The organism is Corynebacterium sp. LaCa_70, from assembly GCF_058182015.1.
In genome coordinates this window covers 2,107,963-2,134,460 of sequence record NZ_CP190914.1, presented here as the reverse complement: position 1 = coordinate 2,134,460, position 26,498 = coordinate 2,107,963, and the positions used below count along the sequence as shown (strand labels likewise).

The 26,498-nt window shown below is 56.0% G+C and carries 22 protein-coding genes; 15 read left to right on the top strand and 7 right to left on the bottom strand.

From position 1 onward, the window contains the following. Nucleotides 1–5: 5 nt before the first annotated feature. The 5 genes from ACP8MI_RS09690 (at nucleotide 6) to ACP8MI_RS09670 (ending at nucleotide 6,592) form a co-directional block, all read left to right on the top strand. Nucleotides 6–3,200 (top strand): type I restriction endonuclease subunit R, encoded by a 3,195-nt coding sequence (locus ACP8MI_RS09690; RefSeq protein ID WP_490290663.1) that lies wholly within the window; start codon nucleotides 6–8, stop codon nucleotides 3,198–3,200. Next, nucleotides 3,197–3,445, top strand: a complete 249-nt coding sequence (locus ACP8MI_RS09685; RefSeq protein WP_018121122.1) for a hypothetical protein — start codon at nucleotides 3,197–3,199, stop codon at nucleotides 3,443–3,445. Before ACP8MI_RS09690 ends, ACP8MI_RS09685 begins: the two co-directional genes overlap by 4 nt. 21 nt (nucleotides 3,446–3,466) lie before the next feature. Beyond that, nucleotides 3,467–4,048, top strand: a complete 582-nt coding sequence (locus ACP8MI_RS09680; protein WP_018121123.1) for a hypothetical protein — start codon at nucleotides 3,467–3,469, stop codon at nucleotides 4,046–4,048. Nucleotides 4,049–4,264: 216 nt separating this feature from the next. Continuing rightward, nucleotides 4,265–5,992, top strand: a complete 1,728-nt coding sequence (locus ACP8MI_RS09675) for a DUF5635 domain-containing protein (RefSeq protein WP_049149223.1) — start codon at nucleotides 4,265–4,267, stop codon at nucleotides 5,990–5,992. Nucleotides 5,993–6,193: 201 nt separating this feature from the next. Beyond that, nucleotides 6,194–6,592, top strand: coding sequence for an ATP-binding protein (locus ACP8MI_RS09670; RefSeq protein ID WP_488892903.1), 399 nt, complete (start codon nucleotides 6,194–6,196; stop codon nucleotides 6,590–6,592). A gap of 648 nt (nucleotides 6,593–7,240) precedes the next feature. On the opposite strand, the gene ACP8MI_RS09665 is transcribed toward ACP8MI_RS09670, so the two are convergent. Further along, complete coding sequence (locus ACP8MI_RS09665) at nucleotides 7,241–8,884, bottom strand: AMP-binding protein (RefSeq protein WP_049167830.1); 1,644 nt, start codon at nucleotides 8,882–8,884, stop codon at nucleotides 7,241–7,243. 281 nt (nucleotides 8,885–9,165) lie between these two features. Here ACP8MI_RS09665 and ACP8MI_RS09660 point away from each other — a divergent pair, with 281 nt between their 5' ends. After that, nucleotides 9,166–10,317, top strand: coding sequence for an S-(hydroxymethyl)mycothiol dehydrogenase (locus ACP8MI_RS09660; protein ID WP_284572098.1), 1,152 nt, complete (start codon nucleotides 9,166–9,168; stop codon nucleotides 10,315–10,317). A gap of 5 nt (nucleotides 10,318–10,322) precedes the next feature. Beyond that, nucleotides 10,323–10,940 carry an MBL fold metallo-hydrolase gene (locus tag ACP8MI_RS09655; protein ID WP_018121128.1) on the top strand — a complete coding sequence of 206 codons (618 nt, stop codon included), beginning with the start codon at nucleotides 10,323–10,325 and terminating at the stop codon, nucleotides 10,938–10,940. 53 nt (nucleotides 10,941–10,993) lie between these two features. On the opposite strand, the gene ACP8MI_RS09650 is transcribed toward ACP8MI_RS09655, so the two are convergent. The 6 genes from ACP8MI_RS09650 to ACP8MI_RS09625 all read right to left on the bottom strand — a co-directional run bounded on the left by ACP8MI_RS09650 (nucleotide 10,994) and on the right by ACP8MI_RS09625 (nucleotide 17,548). Then, the gene (locus tag ACP8MI_RS09650; protein ID WP_144736973.1) at nucleotides 10,994–11,857 is read right to left on the bottom strand and encodes a cytochrome c biogenesis CcdA family protein; all 864 of its coding nucleotides are present in this window, start codon (nucleotides 11,855–11,857) and stop codon (nucleotides 10,994–10,996) included. A 17-nt stretch (nucleotides 11,858–11,874) separates the two neighbouring features. Beyond that, complete coding sequence (locus ACP8MI_RS09645; protein ID WP_284572100.1) at nucleotides 11,875–12,834, bottom strand: DsbA family protein; 960 nt, start codon at nucleotides 12,832–12,834, stop codon at nucleotides 11,875–11,877. A 51-nt stretch (nucleotides 12,835–12,885) separates the two neighbouring features. Next, nucleotides 12,886–13,752, bottom strand: a complete 867-nt coding sequence (gene rfbA / locus ACP8MI_RS09640; protein ID WP_284572101.1) for a glucose-1-phosphate thymidylyltransferase RfbA — start codon at nucleotides 13,750–13,752, stop codon at nucleotides 12,886–12,888. Between the two features lie 61 nt (nucleotides 13,753–13,813). Then, the gene (rfbD, locus tag ACP8MI_RS09635) at nucleotides 13,814–15,181 is read right to left on the bottom strand and encodes a dTDP-4-dehydrorhamnose reductase (RefSeq protein WP_284572102.1); all 1,368 of its coding nucleotides are present in this window, start codon (nucleotides 15,179–15,181) and stop codon (nucleotides 13,814–13,816) included. Nucleotides 15,182–15,196: 15 nt separating this feature from the next. Continuing rightward, on the bottom strand, nucleotides 15,197–16,192 hold the full coding sequence (gene rfbB / locus ACP8MI_RS09630; RefSeq protein WP_284572103.1) for a dTDP-glucose 4,6-dehydratase: 996 nt from the start codon (nucleotides 16,190–16,192) through the stop codon (nucleotides 15,197–15,199). 231 nt (nucleotides 16,193–16,423) lie between these two features. Next, the gene (locus ACP8MI_RS09625) at nucleotides 16,424–17,548 is read right to left on the bottom strand and encodes an alpha/beta hydrolase (protein ID WP_049149242.1); all 1,125 of its coding nucleotides are present in this window, start codon (nucleotides 17,546–17,548) and stop codon (nucleotides 16,424–16,426) included. A 598-nt stretch (nucleotides 17,549–18,146) separates the two neighbouring features. Here ACP8MI_RS09625 and lpdA point away from each other — a divergent pair. The 8 genes from lpdA (at nucleotide 18,147) to ACP8MI_RS09585 (ending at nucleotide 26,498) form a co-directional block, all read left to right on the top strand. Beyond that, nucleotides 18,147–19,574, top strand: a complete 1,428-nt coding sequence (gene lpdA, locus ACP8MI_RS09620) for a dihydrolipoyl dehydrogenase (RefSeq protein ID WP_018121136.1) — start codon at nucleotides 18,147–18,149, stop codon at nucleotides 19,572–19,574. A 396-nt stretch (nucleotides 19,575–19,970) separates the two neighbouring features. Then, complete coding sequence (locus ACP8MI_RS09615; RefSeq protein WP_018121137.1) at nucleotides 19,971–20,726, top strand: succinate dehydrogenase cytochrome b subunit; 756 nt, start codon at nucleotides 19,971–19,973, stop codon at nucleotides 20,724–20,726. 66 nt (nucleotides 20,727–20,792) lie between these two features. Beyond that, a complete protein-coding gene (locus ACP8MI_RS09610) occupies nucleotides 20,793–22,802 on the top strand; it encodes a fumarate reductase/succinate dehydrogenase flavoprotein subunit (RefSeq protein ID WP_425654551.1) in 2,010 nt (669 codons plus the stop codon). Continuing rightward, a complete protein-coding gene (locus tag ACP8MI_RS09605; RefSeq protein WP_018121139.1) occupies nucleotides 22,802–23,551 on the top strand; it encodes a succinate dehydrogenase/fumarate reductase iron-sulfur subunit in 750 nt (249 codons plus the stop codon). The genes ACP8MI_RS09610 and ACP8MI_RS09605 overlap by 1 nt, the downstream gene beginning before the upstream one ends. A gap of 136 nt (nucleotides 23,552–23,687) precedes the next feature. Then, nucleotides 23,688–24,056 (top strand): hypothetical protein, encoded by a 369-nt coding sequence (locus ACP8MI_RS09600; RefSeq protein WP_049149247.1) that lies wholly within the window; start codon nucleotides 23,688–23,690, stop codon nucleotides 24,054–24,056. A 236-nt stretch (nucleotides 24,057–24,292) separates the two neighbouring features. Further along, on the top strand, nucleotides 24,293–25,570 hold the full coding sequence (locus ACP8MI_RS09595; protein ID WP_126844365.1) for a DUF445 domain-containing protein: 1,278 nt from the start codon (nucleotides 24,293–24,295) through the stop codon (nucleotides 25,568–25,570). A gap of 74 nt (nucleotides 25,571–25,644) precedes the next feature. Then, nucleotides 25,645–26,112 carry a hypothetical protein gene (locus tag ACP8MI_RS09590; RefSeq protein ID WP_049149249.1) on the top strand — a complete coding sequence of 156 codons (468 nt, stop codon included), beginning with the start codon at nucleotides 25,645–25,647 and terminating at the stop codon, nucleotides 26,110–26,112. After that, the gene (locus ACP8MI_RS09585) at nucleotides 26,109–26,498 is read left to right on the top strand and encodes a DUF2516 family protein (protein ID WP_018121143.1); all 390 of its coding nucleotides are present in this window, start codon (nucleotides 26,109–26,111) and stop codon (nucleotides 26,496–26,498) included. Before ACP8MI_RS09590 ends, ACP8MI_RS09585 begins: the two co-directional genes overlap by 4 nt.

Genomic DNA, 26,498 nt, shown 5'->3' with positions numbered 1-26,498 from the left:
CAGCGATGTATAGCGAAGACATGCTAGAGCACCTGGCTTTGGACAAGCTGGGTGATAACGACTGGCAGCCACTCCACGGCACTGCGGTCGCGCCGGGTTCTGGTGAGCGCCAAAACTGGAAAGAAATAGTCCTCCGGCAAACGCTGAATGAGGCTGTCTCCAAGCTGAACCCGGAAGTCCCCGAGGAATTCCTGCAGCAGGCCATCGGCGAGCTGCTCACGCCAAAGTCGCAGGACCCCATTGCAGAAAACATGCGGATCCATGAGATCCTCGTGCGCGGATACACAGGCATTGAGTACTACGACCTCGACGGGCAGCGTCAGAATCCGACGATTTATTTTGTGTCGTCCAATGTGGATAAAAACGACTATAAAGTGGTCAACCAGATCATCATCCGCAACGTGGAATATGAGCGTCGTTTCGACGTAGTGGCCTACATCAACGGTTTGCCGGTTGCATTCTTTGAGCTGAAGAAACCCTCTGGTAAATCCACTGCTGAAGAAGCATTCAACCAGCTACAGACCTATGTCCACGAGTTCCCCATGGCATTCCGCTTTGCCAACGTCGTGGTGGCAAGCGATGGCATTGACGCGCGCTACGGCACCCCGTTTACCCCGCTGAACCAAATGTCGCCGTGGAACGTGGATGACGACGGCAAGCCAATCAAGATGGACCAGCCGGATAGCTCCGGTGAGATCCCGCTCGGGCTGGAAAACGTGATCTGGGGTGTATTCAACCAGGTCCGATTCCTGCAGCTCATGCGCGAATACACAGCGTTTGATGACACCGAGCGCGGTCTGTACATGCGTATTGCGAAGCCGCACCAGTACTTTGCTGTGACCAAGGCTGCCGGCACCACCATTCAGGCTGTGCGAAGCGACGGCAGGGCTGGCGTCGTCTGGCACACCCAGGGCTCAGGCAAGTCCATGGAAATGGAAATGTACACAGCCAAAGTGATGCGCGCCCCGGAGCTGGAAAGCCCGACCATCATCGTGATTAACGACCGCACGGAACTAGACGGTCAGCTCTACAGCACCTTCCTCGCCAGCACCCTGTTGCCGGAAAAACCCCGCCAGATTGAGGGCCGCGACGACTTGCGCACCGCGTTGGCCACACGCACCTCGGGCGGTATTTACTTCACCACCTTGCAGAAGTTCGGCCTGACCGCGGACGAGCGTAATGCCCACGCCAAGCACCCGGTGCTGTCGCAGCGACACAACATCATTGTCATTGCTGATGAAGCCCATAGGTCGCATTACGGCTTCGGGGCAAACCGTGACGGATATGCCGCACACTTGCGCTCAGCGCTGCCTAACGCGACCATGATTGCCTTCACCGGCACGCCGATTTCTGAATTGGACCGCGATACTAGGAAAGTATTCGGCGATGACATTGATGTGTATGACCTGCAGCGCGCAGTCGACGATGGCGCGACCGTGCCCGTTTACTTCGAGCCACGGCTAATCCCGCTGGCCCGGGTCCAAGGCATCACCGATGAGTACATCGACGCTACCGCTGATGAGGCACTCGAAGGCCTCAGCGAGTCTGAGCGTGCCCGAATCCAGCGCACCACTGCTGCTCTCGAAGCCATGTATGGTGCCGACGATCGCTTGGACACGCTTGTCGACGACCTACTGCTGCGGTGGGAAGACCGCAAGACCGTCATGCAGGACTTCATTGGATTCCCAGGCAAGGCCATGATTGTCGCATCTACTCGTAGTATCGCAATGAAGATTTACGATAAGATCATCGCGAAGCACCCTGATTGGCATAGCGATGCTGACGATAAGGGCAAGATCAAAGTTGTGTACTCCGCGAATCCCTCGGACACCGCGGAGATCAAGAAGCATATGCGTCGGCCGAGCGCTATTAAGGCTGTCAAAGAACGTGTGAAGAATCCAGACGACGAGCTGGAAATCATCATCGTGAAAGACATGATGCTCACCGGCTTCGACGCGCCACCGCTGCACACGTTGTTCATTGACCGACCATTGCGCGGTGCATTGCTCATGCAGACTATTGCGCGCGTGAACCGAACCTTCCGAGGCAAGCAAGATGGTCTGCTCATCGCATACGCGCCCCTGACCGATAACCTGACGGAAGCGCTCGATGTGTTCACCGTCGATGCAGAGAAATCCGGTGAGAAGGTTATCGGCCAGCATGCCGCGGAGACGCTGGCCATCGCGCAGCAGTTCCTGGGGCACATCCACGAACTGGTGACGGTAGATTGGCGCGCAAAGCTGCAAAGCAGTGACGTGCGCGGGGCACTGGCAACGGTGGTGGGATTCTTACGTTCGCCGCAGACACTAGGGAACACTGACCCAGAAGACCCCATGGCGCGACCGGTGGCGAAGAAGTTCCGAGAACTTTCTAGCGCGCTTGCGCGATCCTGGGCGATTGCCGTGACCGCTGACGGCGCTGATGAGATTCGATCGGAAGTCGAGTTCTACCTTGAGGCGCGCCAGTGGCTGATCAAGATAGAAGCGGCGGACAGAGCAAGTCGCGGTGAACCGATTTCCGATACCGCGCGACGTATCTTAGGCCAGCTCGTCGTCGATGCTGCTGAAAGCCGTGAGGTGTTGGACATCTACGCGGAAATTGGACAGGATGTGCCGAACCTGCAGGAGCTTGCTAGCCAAGGTTTCAGCGAAAAGAACGTCAAGTCCAACATTGAAATTGCGATCGAGGCGCTGAGAGCGAAGCTCCAACAGGGAGTACGTGACGCAACCGGAAATAACGAACTGCGCAGCCAACTATTTTCGGAACGTATCCGAGAGGTGATGACGCGATACACCAACCAGCAGCTCACTGCTGCTGAAGTGATCGCTGAGCTAGTGAAGCTATCGAAGGAAGTGGTTGAGGAATCACGTCGTGGCGAGAAGTTTGCTCCTGCATTGAACAACGATGAACTGACCTTTTTCGATGTAGTGTCGCAGAACGAATCTGCCGTCGATGTGCTCGGTGATTCCGTGCTTGCCGACATCGCCCGTGACTTGGTTGCCACCATGCGTCGTGACACCCGCACCGACTGGACCGTCCGCGACGACGTCAAAGCCAAGCTGCGCCGCACCATTAAGTTGCTGTTGCGTAAATACGGGTATCCACCAGACCGACAAAAAGAAGCCACCCAGTTGGTGTACGAACAGATGGAAAAGTTCGCGCCAAGGTATGCGGGAGGACTTGGAGAGGATGAGAAGTGAGTTTTCAGTTAGACAAGAATGCGATCGAGAAATTGGCGAAGGCCAAGCCGGCAGAAGAAGCAAAGAGCTGGAACAAAGAGCTCGAAAGACTCGCACGGCAAATGAATGGAAAGCCACGAAGCGAGATCAAGACGAAGCTACAAGCATTGATGAACAAACTAGGTCTAAAGCTGGAGCATGCTCAAATTGACTACTTCGCGGAAGCGATTGAGCAAGGCAAGATTCCGCGCTTTGATGCTCGGTAGTAATGTCTCGAAAGGAAAACAATGAACATTTCAAAAGTAAAGTTGCGGGATGCAATTTTGCGGCTCGTGGTCGAGCGAGATAGTGCAGGTTTGGATCAGCCGGATATTGAAGACTCCATGAGCCGTAGTTTTCTCGAAATTAGTCCAGAGGATGTGGATTCTGCGCTGCAGTGGCTGAAAGCAAGGGAATTGGTCGCAGGTATTGGAACTTGGGGTGGCCCCATGTTACGGATCCAAGCGACTGCCGAGGGGGAAGACCTTGTTGAAAGTGGAACTTCAGTGGCTGAATTGATTCGTCCAAATTTGAATACCTCTTCAATGATCAACGTGAATGGTCAAAATGTGCAGTTCAATCAAGGTGACAATGTGCAGATGACGCAAAGTGGTTTGGAATCATTGCCGACTGAATTGCAGAACATTGTTGACATCTTGAAACAGAGTGGCTACGAAACGGCTGCTGAAGAGGTTGTCGAGGTCCATCGGAAGAGCGGCGTTTCCAAGGCGATCGCTTTCCTCCTACAGAAGATTTCAGAACCGGCCTTGGTTCATCTCGGAAAGCAAATTATTCCACTAGCAGGTAAGGCTCTGGAATTGTCCCAATAGACACCCACGCTGTCTGGGTCAGAAGTCGAGAGCCCCAGGTGCATGCTCAGAAGCAGAGGCAACACTGGGGCGTTCGGTAGCATCTTAACATTGACAATTCATGCGAACTTGGAAGTGAAGGAGTCAAGCCCTAATTCACCACTAAACCCGCCGAGCGCCAATTTATTGTTAGAATAGAGGGTCCCTATTCTAATAATTCCCAGGTGGTGATGTGTCGTGACTCTGAGCTTGCCGAACATGGAGGACCGTCGCGAGCAACTTATTGCTCAAGTTGACTCCATCTTGGCCTCGGCTGCCGACGGGCGAGTGCAGAAAACCAAAGAGACGCAGTCGGTTGACTTCAAGGAAGAATCCGGCCGTCGCAATGGTCCGCAGATTGAGCCCGGCAAGCCGGAGAATCCTGAGGCTGCTGATAAGTTGGCGGACGAAGTCGCCTGCATGGCAAACACACCCGGCGGTGGCGCGTTGATCGTGGGAATCGAGGACAAGACGGGCCGGATTATTGGCACTGAGCTAGACATCGATTGGCTGCGTCAAGGTATCTTCACCCGAATTGATGTGGCGCCTGATGTCGTCGAAAAGCGCGTGCTTGGCCAGCGGGTTCTTGCCATCTATGTGGCGGCCGCGGCGGAACCAGTCGAAGACACTTCGGGTCGACTGCGGTGGCGGGTTGGTGACTCCTGCCGGCCTGTTGATCGAGCGGAATGGTGGGAATATCAGCGAGCTCAATCCGGATTTGACCCAATGGCGCAGGTCACCACCGCTACGCTGGGCGACGCCCGCCCTGCTGCGCTTGCCCTGGCCCGAAAATGGGATCCCGCATTCGCAGAACTTACCGATGAAGAACTCTTGCGTGGAATTGGCGCGCTGGATGCCGAAGGATTCCTGTCGCAGGCCGGAAAGCTGCTTTTCACCTCCCTCGACCGCACTGCGATCGAGCTCAGCATCTTTGATGTGCACGGAGGCCAAGTGCTGAACAGAGTGGTGCCGGAACCGGAGAAGTCTTGCCTGGAACAGCTGGATTATCTGGAACAGGCGCTGAATGTAGTGAATAAGAACAACACCGTGGTGGAAGGCTTCGTCCACAAACCAGTACCTGAGATTCCGCGCCTGGCGGTTCGTGAAGCCATGCTCAACGCTATGATTCACCGCGACTGGAATCGAAGCGAGCCAATTGATGTGCGCTGGATTGAACTCGATAGCACACTCATCGTCCGCAGTCCTGGTGGCTTCCCTGCTGCAATCACCAGTGAAAACGTTCTTAGCAACCGTGCTGCTCGCTATCCCGCCCTCGCTGACCTGTATCGTGCGCTGGGGTTGGTGGACAAGCAAGGCGTTGGCGTGGATCGCATGTATCAAGCCATGATCGCACTTGGTCACCGCCCACCAACGATCGAGGAAATCGCAGGGCCGTTTGTAGAAACGACCCTAGTAGGTGGCCGTCCGGTGCTGCCGGTGTTGGAATTGGTTTCGTCGATAGTTCCGGAAGCGCGCCAGGACGATTATCGGATCGCGATTGTCCTTTATCTTCTGTTTCAGAGACCGTTCATAACGATTGATGTAGTTGCGCGCGGTCTGCAATCGGGTAAAGAAGCGGCACGAAATGCGTTGGAAGCGGTGCGTCAAACTACGGTTGCTGGAGCACCCTTGATTATCGCGCACGATGGCGTGTGGTTGCTCGGCAATGCTTGTCGCGAGATTTTGCGTAAGGTCGAGCCTTCACCGTTCTCTCCAGTTCGATATCTGTCCACAGACCAAGCTGAACTAACCAACGCGACGATGCTGTGGCTGAGTGAAGTTGGGGACCTGGCTACCAGTGACTTGATGGCGATGTGTGGAGTTTCTCGGGGAACAGCCAAGGCATGTGTTGATGGATTAGTGGATGAGGAGCGAGTTATCGCTGTGGGTGGTGGCCGGTCGCGGCGCTACAGACTGGTGGAATAAGTCGCCTACTATTCCACCAAGGAATCCGCAATTGCGGGAATCAATGTTAGATTAGACCCCCTCTATTCTGACAATCAGCAGGTCGCGCCAATAAAGGCCACTGGGAAAGTAACAGTGCAACTCTCTAGTTGCACTGTTACGCTCAAGAGTATGAATTGGACTCTGGAGAGTTTGACTTAGCAGCTAGCTGAGCTTCGGCGTTTGCATCGTGACTCCACAGACATCGAAGTCAAACGCGCTAGTGAATTGCCGGGAAACCTGCCAGAAACAACATGTGCGTTTGCCAATATGCCTAGTGGGGGCACAATTATCCTAGGCATCGATGAAAAACGCGACTTTGAAGTCGTCGGCGTTGCGGATGCGGCAGCGCTTGAAGAAGCGCTCATTAGTCAGACTCGTAACAGTGTGAAACCGGCCCCTATGATCGAGTGTGAGACTTTCATTCTAGAGGGTAAGCAGGTGCTTGTGGCACAGGTCAATCCAGTGCCGTTGCAAAACCGTCCGGCGCACTATCGAGGTGTTGCCTACCTGCGGCAATCCGAGTGTTTACTTTCCCGAGCGGGGGCCACTAACCAATCGACGGGCAAATACAAATGCTAGGGGTAATGGGAAGAGCGCATAGACCAAAATCCTAAGACATATATCTACTTCTTCTAATCCTATAGTATGCGCAATCCCACTATCATCTAATACGATTTCAGAAAAACCCCAAATAATAATTTGAGTCAAAAGCCAAATTATTAGCGTCGCCAGGAAGAATTTCAACCTTTTCATTTACGGGCCGCAATTTCCCCGTGCTGAAACCGTCTTAATTTCGTTAGAACCAACTTTCCATTGATAGCAAGTCCCATCATTAATATTCCTTAGGTTGTCAAGGGCAGTCTTTAACGGCCATAAAGCTACTGTAGATCCTGCCGTAAGCCAAAGAAGTCCTGCGATTGCCATAACCGCAGGGTGACGTAGGTTACCAACTTTTGCATAGCCATATCGGTTGCGTACTTTAGCGTGGTGTATCTGTAACTGACGGTGGGCCCTCATGAGTGATGCCGACGGCCACCGTAGTACCTTTCGACTCCTAAAATGACAGTGCAAAAATGGTTTACAGTGTAAAACGCACACTGTAAACCACAGTCTGAAAATTACAGTCTGCAAACTGCAGACTGAAAACTGCACTGTGAATCCGCAGTGTGGGCTAGGCACGGGCCGCGGCCGTGATGGCGGCGCCCTGTCACTAGCAGCGAGCGGGTTTTAAGCCGATAGCTGGCGCGGGATTACCTTGCCGGTGGCGTTACGCGGCAATTCATCGACAAAGTGCACGTCGCGCGGCACGGAATGCTCAGCTAAACGGGTGCGCACCCATTCGCGGACATCGTCGGCAGAAATTTCCGGCCCGTCGGGATCTTTGACGATCCATGCTGCAACGCGGCTAAACGTCTCGTCGTCATCGACGCCCTTGGAATAGTGATCAGCAATGCCAGGCATAGTATCAAGCACGTTATCCACCGACGATGGGTAGACGTTTTCGCCGCCAACGATGATCATTTCGTCGGCACGACCCAAAACGTGCAGCATGCCGTTGCTGTCGATATAGCCGAGGTCTCCGATGGACTGCAGCATGCCGACGCGATCGAGCTTGTGTTTCGGGTTGGTGTAGCCGACCATCGTGGTCGCGTTGCGCAGATAGACTTTGCCGACTTCGCCGCGCGGTAGCTCTTTGCCGTTATCGTCGAGGATCTTCAGCAACGTGCCGTTGGCGACGGCACCACCGATAGTGGCGTCTTCGGCAATCTGCTGGGCAGTGGCTGCGCTGGCCAAGGTAAGTTCTGTGGAGCCGTAAATATTGGCCAGAATAGGCCCGAAACGAGCGATAGTATCGGCCGCGACCTGTGGAGTTAGCGCGTGGCCGGAAGAAGCGATGACGTTGAGCGAAGAAGCGTCATAATCCCAGGTGTTGTCGAGAGCAACCATGGATTTATAAAACACGGGTGAAGAGATGAGGACTTCACAGCGGTGTTTTTGGATGTCGTTCAGGCAGGCCTCGGCGTCGAAAATCCGACGGGTGATGACAGTAGAACGCAGCGCAAAGGCGATATTGAGCATTGCCCAACCCCACGTGTGGAAGATCGAAGCCGTCATCTGCACGTTTTGGCCAGCTTCCCACGGTATGGCGTCCAGGATCGTCGTCAATACCGTGGGCAGCTTTGGTTCCGGGCGGGCAATACCCTTGGGTACTCCGGTGGTGCCGGATGACATGAGCACGATATTGCCGTGCTTGGGAAAGCGCGGCAGTTTCACATCGGTGCGGCGGTGAACGATCTCAGATAGCACTGGGTGCTCGCCGGTCTCCTCACCACCTTCGTGGGCGATGATGATGTGCAGGCCGTCTGCGGTAGCGGAGCCAGCTGCTGGCAGACGGTCAGCGAATTCACTGTCGATGACGAGCACGTTGATGTCATTTTCTTCGATGCACCCGGCAAGCTGTTCTGGCGAGGAACCGATATTGAGCAAAAATAGCGTCGCGCCCGCGTATCCCTTGGAGATCAATGGGGTGACAATACCTCGACCATTGCGGGCCATGATGCCCAAGCGGATCTCCTCGACGGGCAGTTGGTGCAGGTACCGAGCAAAATTTTTGCTCTGCGTTTGCAGGTCGCGGTAGCTAAGGGCACCGTCGTCGTCGATAAGAGCGGTGCGGTCCGGGGACACTAGGGCTGCTTGTTCGATCTCACGGGCGGTGGTTAGCCAATAGCGGGCGAGAATGCCAGGGCTGTGCACAAGCGCGGATATACCCTGTTGCGGTGCGATGATGCCGGACTTCCACAGAGCGGGAACGAGCTTTGCTAGCCCTTTGCCGTTGGTGGCGAGGTATTCCAGCCGGTCGCGCAAAGACACAAAATCACACCTTTAATAATCAGCTTGTCGGGATTAATACAGATATCCATGGCGCACGCTGAGGCTCAGTGAGGACCAGGTGGTTGCGGGGGATCCAATTAGTGGCCAGGATAATAGTTTCTGCTTGGAAAATTACATTACAACTATCGCCACATTAGCGATAATCCGTTACAGATTGCAGGCCAGGGGGATGTGGTGCGACTTCGGATGGCTGCGACTTCGGATGGCTACGGCACATTCCGATTAGTGACGGGACAACAAACACAGGTAAGATTGTTGGCATGACACATAGTGAAGCTCTTATAGAAGACCAGAAAAACACCTCTGCTGGCCAATCCCAGCAAACCGTGAAGGGCGTCATTGCGCGTTCGAAGGGTGCAGAAGTCGAGACCGTCGACATTGTCATCCCCGCTCCCGGCGCACATGATGTCGTTGTTGCCGTAAAAACTTGTGGTATCTGCCATACCGATTTGGCTTACCGCGATGGCGATATTGAAGATGCTTACCCATTCCTGTTGGGCCACGAAGCTACTGCGGTCGTCGAATCCGTCGGCAGCGAAGTTTCCCACGTCAAAGTTGGCGACACCGTCGTACTGAACTGGCGCGCTGTCTGCGGCGAATGCCGGGCCTGCAAGAAGGGCCAGCCACGTTACTGCTTCGATACCCACAATGCTTCTAAGCCAATGACACTTGCCGACGGCACCGAGCTCACCGCAGCTTTGGGCATCGGCGCTTTGGCAGAAAAGACACTGGTACACGAAGGCCAGTGCACCGTTATTGATTCGGACGCCGACGCGGCTGCTTCTGGCTTGCTGGGCTGCGGCGTCATGGCCGGCCTCGGTGCGGCCGTGAATACCGGTGAAGTTACTCGTGGTGAATCCGTCGCTGTCTTCGGCGTCGGCGGCGTCGGCATGGCAGCTATCGCCGGTGCCAGCTTGGTGGGCGCACGCACAATCATTGCGGTGGACCTGGATGCGCAGAAGCTCGAGCGTGCCCGCGAAGAATTCGGTGCAACCCACACGGTCGATGCCAGTGGCAAGTCGGAAGAAGAAGTTATCGAAGCAGTCCGCGAGCTCACCGATGGTTTTGGTCCCGATGTCACCATCGATGGTGTAGGTATCCCAGCTACCACCCGACAGGCTTTCTACTCCCGCGATCTTGCCGGACGCATGGTCATGGTGGGCGTTCCTGGGCCGGATGCGAAATTCGAGATCCCAGCTATTGACTTCTTCTCTCGCGGTGGCGCGTTGAAGCCATCCTGGTACGGCGATTGCCTGCCAGAGCGTGACTTCCCGTTGTACGCTGATTTGGCTAAGCAGGGACGCTTCCCACTGGACAAATTCGTTGACGAACGCATTACCCTGAATGATGTAGAGAAAGCATTCGCAACCATGAAGGCAGGCAAAGTCCTGCGCAGCGTAGTAGAGGTGTAACACACATGCGTATTGACCATCTAGTGACTTCTGGAAAGTTCAAACTCGACGGCAATGAATGGGACGTCGACAACAACGTCTTCATCGTCGGCGACCAGGATTGCTGGATCATCGACCCTTCGCATGAATTCGATACCATCGTCGGTGCCGTGGAAAACCGCAACGTCAAAGGCATTATTTTGACGCATGGGCACAGCGATCACGTCGATATTGCCCCGCAGGTGGCGGATCATTTCGGGGTGGAAATGTACATGCACCCAGACGACGAGATGCTGTGGGAAGAAGCCAACGGCGATCGTTCATTCGCTCGTCTTGCCGACGGCGACACCTTCGACGTAGAAGGCAGCACGCTGAAGGTTCTGCATACCCCGGGACATTCGCCAGGTTCCTGTGTGTTGTACTGCGAAGACGAAGCAAAAATCTTTGCCGGTGACACCCTGTTTTCGGGTGGTCCGGGTGCAACCGACAAGAAGTACTCGGATTTCGGGACTATCATTGAGTCGCTGAAATCCAAGGTATTCACCCTGCCGAACGAAACCACTGTCATGCCAGGGCATGGTGATTTCACCACTGTGGGAGAGGAATTCTCCCACTTGGATGAATACATCGAGCGCGGCTACTAAGAATTAAGTCGTAGCCGCAATCGCGTAATCACGAAATCGCGTCCAGAGGACGCTTATTGAGAGGCGTCAGCAGCTGAAGATTCAGTGTTGCTGGCGTCTTTTTCGTGTTTGTCGTCTTTTTTCCGTAGCCCCACGAACAAGACGATGACGATGAGCACCACGATGGCGATGATGGCCAACGTCAGGTCAGACAAGTTTGCGAACTGCATGGCCCATTCTTGGATGCGTGCCTGGGTATCGGTACTCAGCGGCCCACCCCAGGCCGACGTACCGTGGCTGATGATAAACAGCACACCGATGGCGATGAACAGCGCACCGGAAATCATGGACACCACGTGCGTGGTGAACGGGCCGATTGTGATGGGTTTCGGGCGCATCTTGGAACCCAGATCCAGCTTTTCCCACAATAGCGCCAGGATGAACAGTGGGATGGCCATGCCGACGGCATATGCTGCCATGATCGCTGCGCCATACCAGGCTGAGGCGGATACCGCGGCGGTGGTCAGCACAGCGCCCAGCAGAGGCCCCGCGCAGAAACCGGCGAAGCCATAAACCGCGCCCAAGAAAAACACCGCGCCGGGGCCGGACCCTTTGGCCTTCGATGACAAGTTGGAAAACGGCAGGCTGAATCCGCCGCCGAAGAACGTGTAGACACCCAGTGCGATGATGATGATTCCGCCGACCAGGATGATTGTCGAGCGATGATCAACCATGAATGCGCCAATACTGCCGACACCGGCACCGATGGGTACCAGAACCGTGACCAGCCCGGCCAAAAAGATCAGGGTTTTGAAGACCAAGTGGCGCAGTGAATCGAAAGCATAAGCAAAAAATGCTGGCAGCAAAAGCGCTGAGCATGGGCTGATGAGTGACAGTACACCGGCAAGCAGTGCACCGAACAGACCTACCTCAATCATTTATCGGGCCTACCTTCCTACTGGGTTTCGGGGCGAGGAACAGTGCCATCAGCGACCTTCGCCAACTGGCGGTAAACCTCATCTTCGAAAACTTCATAGGGCTGCGCACCAGAGATGAAGCGATCGCCAAGAATAAATGCTGGGGTACCACGCATACCGATCGACGATGCGTAGTGCAGAGCCTGGCGCACCACATCGCGGTACTGTTCGTTTTCGATTTCCGAGCGGAATTGCTCTAAATCTTGGATGCCAGCTTCTTCGGCAAAACGTACATAGTCAGCAATGTCATAGCCAGGGTGGCCGCCGGTCTGGTTATCGTAGGTGTTGTTGTAGAGCACATCGTGGAATTCATAGAACTTACCCTGGTTACCTGCGGCTCGTCCGGCTTGTGCACCAGTTTCCGCGTGTGGTCCATTAACCGGCAAGTCATTCCATTCGATACGGAGTAAACCGGTATCGACGAATTTTTCCTTCAGTTTCGGCGCCGTCTCTACCGCAAAACGGGTGCAGAAGGGGCATTCAAAGTCTGAGAACTCGGAGAGCACGACGGGGGCGTCAAGCGCGCCCATGGCGAACGGATCTTCGGCATTACGACGGTGCACATTCAGGATGTCGTCGTTCGAGGTGATCTCTTTACCAGGTCCGATGACGGTGGCATCCGGGGACTTTGGTTGTGCGAAATTGGTTCCGGGTTCTACTTTTTCGGCGAGTTCGCGGGCTTTTTCTGGGGAGTATTCGCCGTCATGGGAAGCAGCGTCGGAGCCAGAATTAGCAGAGCTCTTACTAGTGGAGCCAGAATTAGCTGAATCTGGGGCTTGTGGGCCATGGACCGCATCCTGGTCACTTGCACTCGGAGAATCGTCGTCGCCAGAGCGAACCACGGCGACAACAACGAGCACGGCCAGCGCCACTACCAGGGCGATTAACGTCCAGAGCAGCGCGGGCTTGCGCTGGAAAGCGTTACGTGAAGAGGACATGTCAACCTTCGTCTATCGGGAACTGACAGGCGGGTTGGGCCTGCGAGCACATTAATCTTCCCTGGCTGCACGTTCTAAATAAGAGCCATAGCCAGATTTGATTAATGGTTGCGCTAGGTCCAACAACGCTTGTGCGCTAATAAATCCCTCACGGTAGGCAGAAACTTCCGGTGAACCGATGATGGCGCCGGTGCGTTTTTGTAAAACCTCTACGTACGCTGCGGCTTCGGACATAGAATCCACGGTTCCTGTGTCTAACCACACATCGCCGCGTTGCATCCGCTGCACGGATAATTGCCCCCGATTGAGGTATTCCTCGTTGATCGCGGTGATCTCTAACTCGCCGCGTGCCGACGGCGTGATGGATTTAGCGATCTCGATGACAGAATTGTCATAAAAATACAGGCCGACGACCGCATATGATGAGGCCGGGTGGTCCGGCTTTTCTTCGATAGACAACGCTCGACCTGCAGGGGAAAATTCGACGACGCCGTAGCGCTGCGGATCAGCGACTTCATAGGCGAAAATAATGCCCCCTTGCGGGTCATGGCATTGGGGAAGCGCGCCGGAAAATCCGTGGCCATCAAATATATTATCGCCGAGTACCAAAGCGACGTCGTTGTCACCAATGAAATCCTCGCCGATCAAAAATGCCTGGGCGAGTCCCTCGGGGCGAGGCTGGATCGCATAGTCCAACATTAAACCCCACTGCGAGCCGTCGCCGAGTAAACGCTGAAAAGCAGGCGCATCCTGCGGGGTGGTGATGATCAGGATTTCGCGAATCCCGGCCTGGATCAGCGTCGACAAGGGATAATAGATCATCGGTTTGTCGTAGATCGGCATGAGCTGCTTCGAAATGCCCTGTGTAATGGGGTACAGCCGCGTGCCGGAACCGCCGGCGAGGATGATGCCTTTCATAGCCACCTATGTTGCCAGATTGCAGAGTTAACTTTCTGCGGCCTGGCCGGATCGGGTGCGACTAAGCCAGATACAGCGCGAGGCTGGCCCGCCAATTGCTGGGCTTAAAGCCCGTGGCTTTGATCTTGCTCAGGTCCAAAGTCGATTCTGCCGGGCGTCGGGCCTGGTCGGCTCCGTATTCTTGGCTGGTGACAGGCGTGACGTCTGCGGGATCGCCGCCACAGGCAATGAAGGTGGCCATGGCGATCTCATCGCGGGAAGCAGTATCGCCATCCGAACTCACGTTGTACACGCCATAAGGGGCGCTGGTGTCTAGCAAATGCACAATGCCGCGGGCCAGGTCCTGGGCGTAGGTGGGGCGCCCGCGCTGGTCGCACACGACCTTGGGCTGTTTCCCGTCGCGAGCAAGTGCAGCCATTGTAGAAATGAAGTTGGAGCCGTCGCCGAAGACCCAAGAAGTACGGATGACGTAATGCCGTGGGGTGGCTTGCGCTGCGGTATCGCCGGCGGCTTTGCTGGCACCGTAGGCAGAAAGTGGCGAGGCGGTTTCGTCTTCTGTGTGGATTTCGTGCTGGCCGTCGAAAATATAATCCGAGGACACGTGCACCAGTGTGAGGTTGTGCTCAGTGGCGATGGCCGCGAGCTTGGCTGGGGCGTCGGCGTTGACGGCCCAGGCACCCGCACGATCGGTTTCGGCACCGTTGACGTCGTTATAGGCAGCGGTATTAATGATCGCTTGGTATTGTCGCCAATCTCGTGCCGGGGGAGCGGTGATATCGAAGTCTTCGTGTGTGCAGAATTCAACGTTGGTGCGGTTATGCAGAATGGAGCGCAAGGCCCTACCGAGTTGACCGTTGGCGCCGGTCACCAAGATTTTCCGGGGCGGCATCGGGGTGGCGTCGGCAAGCTGCGGGTGTTGTCGGTCTTTGTCGGAAATCTCGCTTGGCTCCAGTGGCCAGTCGATCATGTCCAGGTTGACGCTGGTGTAGTCGGCATCGGGAGAGTAATGGTCGTTGACCAGGTAGGTGTAGCTTGTGGCGTCGCGCAGAGACTGGAAGCCATTGGCGACGCCGCGCGGAACGAACACGGCAGTATCTGGCTCGATTTGTTGGGTGACGGTCGCACCAAACGTCGGCGAGCCCTCCCGCAGGTCACACCACGCGCCGAAGACAGCACCGGTGGCCACAGACACGAATTTATCCCAGGGTTCAGCGTGTAAGCCGCGGGTGACACCGGCTTTTTCGTTAAACGAAATATTGTTTTGCACCGGGCCAAAATCGGGTAGCCCGGCAGCGACGAAAGCCTGCCGCTGCCAGTTCTCTTTGAACCAGCCGCGGGCATCTTTATGCAGATCGAGCTTAATGATCAGCAAGCCCTCGATAGCGGTGTCCTGCACCCGTGCTTGATTGTCTTTCGAACCCTGCCCCATGTGTTCTGACACTGGTTATTGCCCTCGCTTTGCGTAGTTGTTTTCCACTGCTTCTTTGGCATCTCGCCACCAGTTTTCATGTGTGCGGTACCAGTCGATAGTGCGCTCTAGCCCGGCCCGCAAATCCGTGTATTCCGGTGTCCAGCCCAGTTCGGTGGTGATTTTTGTGGGATTGATGGCATAGCGTTGGTCGTGTCCGGGGCGGTCGGCGACGTGTGCAAAGCCAGTGGCACCGTCGGGTTCCATAAGCTCGCAAATGAGTTGGATGACCGAGAGGTTGCTAGCTTCGCCGTGGGCGCCAATATTGTAGGTCTCGCCGATCCGGCCGCGCTGCAGGATTGCGTGTACGGCTCGGTTGTGGTCGTCGACATGAATCCAATCCCGCACCTGCGCGCCGGTGCCATAAAGTTTCGGCGTGCGGCCGGATAGAATGTTGGTGATTTGCCGCGGAATGAACTTCTCGATGTGCTGGTAGGCGCCATAATTATTGGAGCAGTTCGAGATCGTGGCGCGGATGCCGAAGGAACGCACCCAGGCGCGAACGAGGTGGTCGGAGCCTGCTTTTGTCGCAGAATATGGACTGGAAGGCCGGTAGGCGGTGTCCTCGGAGAACAGCTCGTCGGAATCCAGAGCGAGATCGCCAAAAACCTCGTCAGTGGAGATGTGGTGGAAACGCTTATCGTATTTCCGCACTGCCTCGAGCAGGCAATACGTGCCGACGAGGTTGGTGTGCACAAAGGGCGAGGGATCGCGTAGGGAATTATCGTTGTGAGACTCGGCAGCAAAATGCACCACGGTATCGGCTCGTTGCACCAGCTTGTCGACGAGCGCTGCATCCGTGATATCGCCAACGATAAGTTCGCAGTCGGTGCCATTCAGGTTGGCGCGGTTGCCGGAATAGGTCAGTTTATCCAGCACGATGAGGTGAATGTCTGGGTAAAGCCTCCGGGTCAGGTGCACGAAATTGGCGCCGATGAACCCGGCTCCGCCGGTGACAAGCATGGTGGACATGCCACTAGTTTAAGGCAGAGCAGATGGCACGCGATGAGCGGCGGGTGCTGCGTATTGTGCGCCAATGAAAAGCGGCGTCGGTGCAGTCTGCGCCCGAAGCCTTGAAAAGACCGCAGCACAGCAAAAACCACAGCTACCAGCGGCAGAACTTCCGGGTGGGGCCGGAGTCAGTACTGCTTGGCGGCTGTGGTCTAGTGAGCCGTTTTCTACTCGTCTTTATCCAGCAATTCCTTATTCGGTGATGCCGAATGCACGGGCGAAGGTTGGCCAGGAATTACGCAGGTCATCCTGCCAGTAGGACCAGGTGTGAACGCCGGTGGCTGGCTTGTGGTGGTCTACCGGAATGCCCAGGTGGTTGAGCTTGGCGACGAGACGGTGGGTGCAGGCGTTGGTGACGGCCTCGATGCCACCGCCGGCGATAGCCAAGTTGGCCTGGTTGGCGGACAAAGCTTGTTCTGGGATGCCCTTTTCGCGCAAGCCTTGTGCGGTTTCACGCTCGCCAATCAAGCCCGTGGCATTGGATACGTAAATTTCGGTGCCGCGCAGGAACTCAGCCTGTAGGAGGGCATCGTTTTCCAATGCGCGTTGCGAACCCATTGGGCCCCAGACCTGGTCTGGGTGTGCATTCGCGCGGTTGACGGTCAAACCAACGGCAGCGCGTCCCATAGGAGAGTTGGTTTCTGCGCAACCAGAAAAGGAGCCGGTGGCAGCGAACATGCCTGGGTTGTGTGCCGCCAGCAACAGTGAACTGGTGGCTGACATCGACATACCAGCGATGCCGCGCTTCCCGTTTGCGCCCAGGTATTCCTCGATTGGTCCAGGCAGCTCGTTAATCAGGAAGGTTTCCCACTTCTGTGGTCCTGTGAGGTATTTGCTGTCAGCTGGGGTTTCGTTCCAGTCCGTGTAATAGGAAAACGCGCCGCGCATAGGGATCACGACGTTGATGTTTTTCTCCAGGTAGAAATCAACCGCGTCGGTCTGTGCGATCCAGTTGGCGGACTGTTCGCCACCGCCAGCACCATTGAGTAGGTACAGGGTTGGGCGTGGGCCAGCCGACTCATCAGCCTTGATGGTGACGACGGGGATGTCGCGGTCCATGGAAGGGGAGTGCACGGTAACTTCCTGTACGCGGTCACCCTTGTCGGCGATGACGGTACGCCAGGATTCGTCTTCGAATTCTGCTGGAAGGATTTCCTCGCGGACGGTGCCCGCAGGGATCGTAGGTGTGCCTGCTGGTTCTTGCGGGGTGTTCTGGGCGATACCAGTCTGCGGGGCGGTCTGTGCGATACCGGAGACAGGTGTCAGCGCCAGTGTGCTGATGGCAGCGGCGGCAACGACGACGTTGCGAAGTTTCATGCGTGATCCTTACACAGTGAGAAAACGTACATACGTGGAAACGTAAAACTCAGTAACAGTTGGATAGTAGCTTAGCGCATGCAGGGCTACTAGACCCAGGTATTTTTCGTATTTCGGTACTCAAGTTACCTCGTTTTTTCGACACCCCGGGAAGTTCTTTTTCTCGTGTGTCACTAGTGCTGTCGTAAAAACTGGGGTATTTGTTACGACAAAAATTGTTGCAGATGGGGTGTCGCTGGCATAGGCTGATTTTTGCTTCACCCTGTAAAGATGCGCAGGACCAGGACACAGAAAATTCCTATTTCTGAACCAGACATGAAAGAGTACTGACTATGCAGCTAGATAACCTGATCGCTCTGTCCAACAATTTCTTCGGCCCAGCTATCCACGAATTTTTTGCTACTTTTTCGAAGCTGAGCGCTGTATTGCACCTGCTGTAAAACCACCATCCGCCGTCGTTGGAATGACGCTAACGAACAACGCCATCGAACGACGCCGGAATTAATATTGCACCTGCGGTAACTTAAGTCCCGGTAACTCCAGTTACATTCGGGAGATTCTCCCCGCAGGTGCTTTCACATGTTCCCAGCAATTACGTATGCTGGAAGGCGTGACTAAAGAACATTATGATCTCGTTGTACTCGGCGCCGGACCAGGCGGATACGTTGCCGCCATTCGCGCTGCTCAGCTAGGCAAGAAAGTTGCCGTCGTGGAAAAGCAGTATTGGGGCGGCGTCTGCCTCAATGTTGGCTGCATTCCGTCGAAGGCACTGCTGAAAAACGCTGAGGTTGCCCACACCTTCAATCACGAGGCCAAGGACTTTGGTATCTCGGGTGATGTTTCTTTTGATTACCCGACTGCCCACAAGCGCTCGCGCAAGGTCTCGAAGAAGATCGTTGGCGGCATCCACTATTTGATGAAGAAGAATAAGATCCAGGAGATCAACGGCCTGGGCCACTTCAAGGATGCCAAGACCATCGAGGTGAAAGAAGGCGACGACGAAGGCAAGACTCTGACCTTCGACGATTGCATTATCGCCACCGGTTCCGTCGTCAAGACCCTGCCTGGCATTGAGCTGGGCGGCAACATTGTTTCCTACGAAGAACAGATCCTCAACGAAAACGCACCAGAATCCATGGTGATCGTGGGCGCTGGCGCCATCGGTATGGAGTTCGCCTACGTTTTGGCGAACTACGGCGTGGACGTCACCGTCGTAGAATTTATGGACCGCGTGCTGCCTAATGAAGATGCAGACGTGTCGAAGGAAATTGCGAAGCAGTATAAGAAGCTCGGCGTTAAGCTGCTGACCAGCTACAAGACCACCTCTGTCAAGGACAATGGCGACAATGTCACCGTTGAGGTGGAATCCAAGGATGGCAAGAAGCAAGACACTCTGACTGTCGATCGCTGCTTGGTTGCGGTTGGTTTCGCTCCACGTGTTGAGGGCTTTGGTCTGGAAAACACTGGCGTAGAGCTTACTGAGCGCGGCGCGATCGCGATCGACGAGCGCATGCGCACCAACGTGGACGGCATTTACGCCATTGGTGACGTCACCGCGAAACTGCAGTTGGCGCACGTCGCCGAGGCGCAAGGCGTGGTTGCAGCAGAGACCATTGGCGGCGTCGAAACCCAAGAATTGGGTGACTACCAGATGATGCCTCGCGCTACTTTCTGTAACCCTCAGGTTGCGTCCTTTGGTTACACGGAAGAAGCCGCCAAGGAGAAATGGCCTGACCGCGACATTAAGGTTGCCACCTTCCCGTTCTCGGCTAACGGTAAGGCTCTCGGGCTGAATGAGTCCGCTGGTTTCACCAAGCTCATTGCTGATGGTGAATTCGGCGAGTTGCTCGGTGCCCACCTGGTTGGTTCCAACGTTTCTGAGTTGCTGCCACAGTTGACCCTCGCGCAGCGCTTTGACCTGACCGCAGGCGAAATCGCGCGCAACGTGCACACCCACCCAACGCTGTCTGAAGGAATGAAAGAAGTCGCTCACGGCGTTGCTGACGGCCACATGATTAACCTTTAAGCTTGGCTGAAATTTTTCTGTGGCGAAGGATCTCGCATTAGATCCTTGCTTTGGCCGCTCTACCGTTCTTGTCGACGGTGGGGCGGCCGTTTTGTATGTGATGGGTGGGAAACCTGCGATACTGATCAAAAGTTTGACACAGTATGGGTGAATGCTGGCTAGCTGATAATTACCTGTGTCTAACCTCACATAAAAACGGTTTTAGTGACATATCTTGAATTATGTTGCCCTAAGGGTCGTGGCAGCGGCGATATTGGATTTGCGGTTTAAGCCTAGCCTCACATAAAGCGCCTGCGAGATGATGCCCAGTCGGTGCCAAAATCCCACCCAGTGCACCATTTTGGTTCGCATCAACACCCCTTATCGCCGTATGGTTATAGCGACAATGGAGGTGCCATGACAATAAAGAATCCTGATCGTGAGGCAATCGCCCACGGAAAAATCTCGAACGAAAAAATTCGCGAATCGCCGTCAGTCCCAACGTGGGCCATCAAACTGATTATGGCGATTACTGGCCTGCTCTTCGTGCTCTTCACGCTGGGACACATGGCCGGAAACTTGAAGCTGTACGCCCCAGCACACGATGGGGTACCAGCCCTTGATGAATACGGTGAGTTCCTCCGTAGCATTGGTTCGCCACTGCTGCCGGAACAGGCTTTCCTGTGGGGCTTCCGTATTGTCTTGCTGGCAGCGTTGATCCTGCACGTGTGGGGCGCTTTTGTCCTGATCACCCGTGCCAAGCAGTCCCGCGGTAAATTCAACCGCACCAACTTGATGGGCGGCGTAGACTCCTTCGCTACTCGCACCATGCTTGTCACCGGCCTGTTCATCCTGCTGTTCGTGTGCTTCCACTTGCTGGACCTGACCTTGGGCATCGCCCCGGCTGCCACCGAGCAGTTCGTGCACGGTGAAGTACACGCCAACATGGTTGCTACCTTCAGCCGTTGGCCAGTCACCATTTTCTACGTGGTCGCTATGTGCCTGCTGTTCCTGCACATGTCCCACGGTATTCGCTTGGCTGTCTCGGACTTGGGTATCACCGGCCGTAAGTGGCGCCAGACTTTCGTTGTGCTGGCCTACATCATTCCGGCTGTGGTTGTCATCGGCAACATCGTCATGCCTGTGTCCGTACTGTTTGGTTGGGTGAGCTAGAGCGTCGTAAAGCGCTGTAACGCTTGCAGTGCCCCGATATTTCTAGCCTGATCAGAAAGTTAGATTATGAGCAACACTGATACTTCGACTCGTAAAGAGTTCCGCCAGCCAGACTCTATCGTCGATGGGGTCACCCCAGGCGAGATCCTGGACAACGCGGAACCAAAGGGCGTCCCTATGCGGGATATGTGGAATTACCACAAAGACCACATGAACTTGGTCTCCCCGCTGAACCGCCGTAAATTCACCGTCTTGATCGTCGGTACCGGCCTGTCCGGTGGCGCAGCCGCTGCGGCACTTGGCGAGCTCGGCTATGACGTGAAGGTCTTTTCCTACCATGACTCGCCTCGTCGTGCGCACTCCATTGCTGCACAGGGTGGTGTCAACTCCGCGCGTGGTAAGAAAGTCGACAACGACTCCGCTTACCGCCACGTCAAAGACACAGTTAAGGGGGGCGACTACCGCTGTCGTGAGTCTGACTGCTGGCGCTTGGCGCTGGAATCCGGCCGCGTTATCGACCACATGAACGCCATCGGTGCTCCATTCGCACGTGAATACGGCGGAACCCTGGCAACCCGTTCCTTCGGTGGCGTGCAGGTCTCCCGTACCTACTACACCCGTGGTCAAACCGGTCAGCAGCTGCAGCTGTCGACCACCTCGGCGCTGTACCGCCAGATCGGCCTGGGCAACGTAGAGATGTTCGCGCATCACGACATGCAGGACATCATTGTCCGCGACATCGATGGTGTGAAGCACTGCGACGGCATCGTGACCCGTAACCTGATCGACGGTGAGATCAAGGCTTTCACCGGCCACGCGACCGTCATCGCGACCGGCGGTTACGGCAACGTCTACCACATGTCGACGTTGGCGAAGAACTCGAACGCAGGCGCCATGATGCGTGCCTACGAGCGGGGCGCTTACCTGGCATCGCCTGCGTATATCCAGTTCCACCCAACTGGTCTGCCGGTCAACTCCACCTGGCAGTCGAAGACGACGCTGATGTCGGAATCGCTGCGTAACGACGGCCGCATCTGGTCGCCAAAGAAAGAGGGCGACGACCGCGACCCGAACTCCATTCCAGAGGACGAGCGCGACTACTTCTTGGAGCGCCGCTACCCGGCATTCGGTAACTTGGTCCCTCGTGACGTTGCCTCCCGCGCACTGTCACAACAGATCAACGCCGGCTTGGGCGTCGGCCCGATGCAGAACTCCTGCTACCTGGACTTCCGTGACGCCATCGAGCGTTTGGGTAAAGATACCGTGCGTTCGCGCTACTCCAACCTGTTCCAGATGTATGAAGAGTCCATTGGTGAAGACCCATACGAGACTCCGATGCGTATTGCACCGACCTGTCACTTCACCATGGGTGGTCTATGGACGGACTTCAACGAGATGACGTCCATCGACGGCCTGTTTGCTGCCGGTGAGGCTTCCTGGACGTACCACGGTGCGAACCGTCTGGGCGCTAACTCGCTGTTGTCGGCTTCGGTTGACGGCTGGTTCACCCTGCCGTTCACCATCCCGAACTACTTGGCCGAGCACCTGGGCGAAGAAAAACTCTCCGAGGATTCCGCAGAAGCGCAGGAAGTCGTCGAAGAGGTTAAGGATCGCTTGAACCGCTTGATGAGCATCGAAGGCGAAGACCCGCACGGTGCTGAGCACTACCACCGCCAGCTTGGTGAGATCCTCTACTGGGGTTGCGGCGTGTCCCGTAACGTCGAAGATCTCAAGTCCTCAATCGAGAAAATCCGCGAAATCCGTCGTGACTTCTGGGCCAACGTTCGTGTGACCGGCCAGCTGCACGACATGAACCAGGATCTGGAATACGCACAGCGCGTCGCCGACTACCTCGACCTCGGCGAGCTGATGTGCATCGACGCGCTGGACCGCGATGAGTCCGCCGGTGCGCACTACCGTGACGATCACCTTTCCGAAGACGGCGAGGCAGAACGTGACGACGAAAACTGGTGCTTCGTTTCTGCATGGCAGCCAAACGGCCCAGAGAAGTTCATCCGCCACGCCGATCCTCTGTACTTCGACTCGATTCCGCTGATGACAAGGAACTACAAGTAATGAAATTGACACTTGAAGTCTGGCGTCAGGCCGGACCTACGCAAGAAGGCAGCTTCGAGACCGTTCAGGTCGACGACGCCGTCGAGCAGATGTCCATCCTGGAGCTGTTGGACCACGTCAACACCGGACGCATCGAAGAAAACAAAGAACCATTCGCATTCGCCTCGGACTGCCGTGAGGGCATCTGCGGTACCTGTGGTTTGCTGATCAACGGACGCCCACACGGCCCAGGCCAGAACACCCCGGCCTGCCAGCAGCGTCTGTTCCAGTTCAACGACGGTGATACCCTGCGTCTGGAGCCACTGCGTTCCGCCGCATTCCCCGTCATCAAAGACATGGTCGTTGACCGTTCCGCACTGGATGACATCATGCACCAGGGTGGCTACGTCTCCATGGACGCCGGTACTGCACCGGACGCCGATACCCTGTTGCAGAACTCGCAAGATAACGAAATTGCACTGGACCATGCAGCCTGCATTGGCTGTGGTGCTTGTGTGGCGGCCTGCCCAAATGGCGCTGCCCACCTGTTCACCGGTGCCAAGCTGGTGCACCTGTCGATGTCGCCACTCGGTGCCAAGGAACGCGGCAAGCGTGCCCGCAACATGGTCGACGAGCTCGAGCAGAACTTCGGTGGCTGCTCCCTGTACGGCGAGTGCGCCGATGTCTGCCCAGCAGGCATCCCACTGACCGCGGTTTCGGCAGTCACCCGTGAGCGTGCCCGCGCGGCATTCCGCTCGAAGGACGACTAATACGATTCGGGTTGGCGCGGCGTGCGATCCCCACCGCTAATCGGGGTTGTATGCACTGCGTCGGCACCACTTTTGCTGGCAGCACATCTAGACTAGAGTTGTCACTAGTGATACAGAAGAAAGGCTTTGGCACCCCATGAGCACCAATGAACAGGTAGCGGACTTCGCTGCGGAGACCTACCCAAGCTATTCGCAGGAACTGCACCACAGCTACATCGAGGGCTACAACCCAGTGTCGCTGGCTGCGCCGCACTCGTCGCTGTTGCGTAACTCGACGTGGATTGGCATGGGTCTTCTTCTCGGCTTCTTCCCATTCGCCGGTACCCTCATTTGGGGAATCAGCACTGGTATTTGGGATGCCGGCACTGCTGCTAATTACTCCACTATCCTGACCATAATTGGTGCCATCGGCGTCGTCGTTACTCTGGTCGGCGGTTTCGGTTCGATTCATTTCGGCCGCCGCTACTACCGGAAATACGTGAAGGAAACCGGCCGCACCTCCTAGCGCCGCCTTTTCTGCCAGCCTGGCCCCGCACCTGCTTAGATGCTCACCGCGTCTAGGCGGGGCGGGGCTTTTCGTAGCTTTACTCGGAAGCCGCCACCCTAGTCTCTGCAGATCTGGAGTTCATTGAGCACATGAATGCCCCACAACACCGCGCCCGCCCAGGCGCTAGTCCTACCCGGCAGGGTGCTAGCACTATCCGCCCGGACGTTAGTACTAGTCGCCCGGGCGCTAACACCATGCCAGGGTTTAACTCTGGACCCACAGACGAACAACGTGCGGCGGAATTACGCAAGCACAAAATCTTCGTCACCGGCTTGTTGGTACTGGCGGCAGTCATATTCTTGGCCTGTTCCTGGTGGCAAAGCCAACCCGGTGACACCCCAGCGTGGGTGGGCTACGTTCGCGCCGCAGCAGAAGCCGGCATGGTTGGTGGTCTTGCGGACTGGTTCGCGGTCACGGCGTTGTTCCGGCACCCCATGGGGCTTCCGATCCCGCACACGGCCCTGATTCGCAGGAAAAAAGACCAGTTGGGCGATTCGCTGTCGCAGTTCGTCGGCGATAACTTCCTGAATGCAGAGTTGATTACCTCCAAGGTGCGCGAAGCCAAGCTGCCGGAATGGCTGGGGAAGTGGCTGAGTGAGGGGGAGAATGCAGACAAGGTCTCCCGCGAGGCCGGGAAACTCACCACCAATATTGTGCGTGCGATCGATGCGCAGGAAGCGGAGCAACTGATCCAAACGCACCTGATCGATAAAGCCGCCGAACCAATCTGGGGCCCGCCGTTGGGTCGCACGCTCGATTCGCTGATCGACGAGGGAAAGCTAGAACCAGCGGTTGATGAGGTTGTGACCTGGGCGAAAAACAAGATCGACGAGTCGGAAGACTCCATCGTCACCCTTATCAACGATCGCATGCCGACGTGGGCACCGCGTTTTGCTCGCCAGTTGGTGGGCGAAAAAGTCTTCCGCGAAATGGCGTCTTTTATCCGCGAGGTAGAAGCTGACCCACAGCATCCCGCGCGCAAATCCATCCGGAAAGGTTTGCGGCAGTTGGCGTATGACCTGCAGTTTGATGGCACGATGATTAGCCGCGTCGAAGATTGGAAGGCCGATGTGCGGGGTTCCCGTGCAGTACAAGCCCTGCCTGGATTGTTGTGGGAGAAAGGCTCGTCGGGCTTGATCGCTGCCGCTGAAGACCCAGATTCCACCTTGCGACAGAAAATCGTCGAATTGTGTGTTCGGTGGGGCGAAAATATCCAATCTGATGACGAGTTGCGTACGTCATTAGATCGTCGCATCAACTCTGCGGTGGAGTTTCTGGCGAATAATTATTCCTCGGAGGTCACCGGCATTATTTCTGAGACCATCGCGCGCTGGGATGCCGATGAGGCCAGTGAAAAAATTGAGCTCATGGTGGGCAAAGACCTGCAGTTTATCCGTTTGAATGGCACGGTGGTTGGTGCGCTTGCGGGGCTGGTTATCTACACTGTCAATCAACTACTTTTCGGCGCCTAAATTGGTCGAAGCGCTGAACCCGGTAAAACACAGGCCCTGACGAAGCACTGACAGAAGACAGAGGGAGCATAGCGATGACTGATAAACGTCAACGATTTTCGACGAGTGAGATTGTCGAGTCTCTGAAAGAAACAGGTTCGCGGGTCCGTTCCGTGGCCAGCGAATTTTCCGAAAACGCTGCCGAGAACTACCGGGCCCGGGGCACCGCGGAGACTGTCAAGAATGCCGCCCGGCAAACCGTGCGTGACTTCCGCGGCATCGAAAGTTTCGAAGATGCAAAGGATACCGGGGAGAAGCTCTGGAAACGTGGCAAGCACCTGGGCCGAGAGTTTAGTTCTGGTCTGAGCGATGCCGTCGGCAAGACCCGCAACAGTGAGGCCGCACGCAAAGGCAGCAAAGGTGCAACCGGTGAGCACGCGGGTACGACGAACGACGGGCGGCCACGTATCATTGAGGGCGAAGTTATTGACGTTGATGGGCAGAAAGTGAACGGCCAGAGCTCATCCGACAAATCATTCCCGAGGAAAACCCAGAACCCATGATTGTTGACGTATTATCGCAAGCCAGCCTCGCCGCCGAGCAGACCCAACACTTGGCACAATTGCCGCCGAGTGGCCCAATGCTGGAGCCGTGGCAGCAGAACCTGTTTGACGGCGTGTTCTGGCTGCAGCAGGGCCTGTATTCATTGGTGGCCATCGCTGGCCTGGTGGGGGCGATTTCTGCGGCCATGACGCGTGACGACGCCTTTGATGCGGACTCCCGGCAGTCGAAAATGGTCTGGGTCGCGATGCTGGCTGGTTCGGCGTTTATTGTGCCGATGCCCATCCCGATTTTGCCGTGGGTCGGCATGGTGATTATCGGTATTTACTGGTTCGATGTCCGGCCATCGCTGAGGGCGCTCATTAACGGCGAGTATCGCTGGGATTAG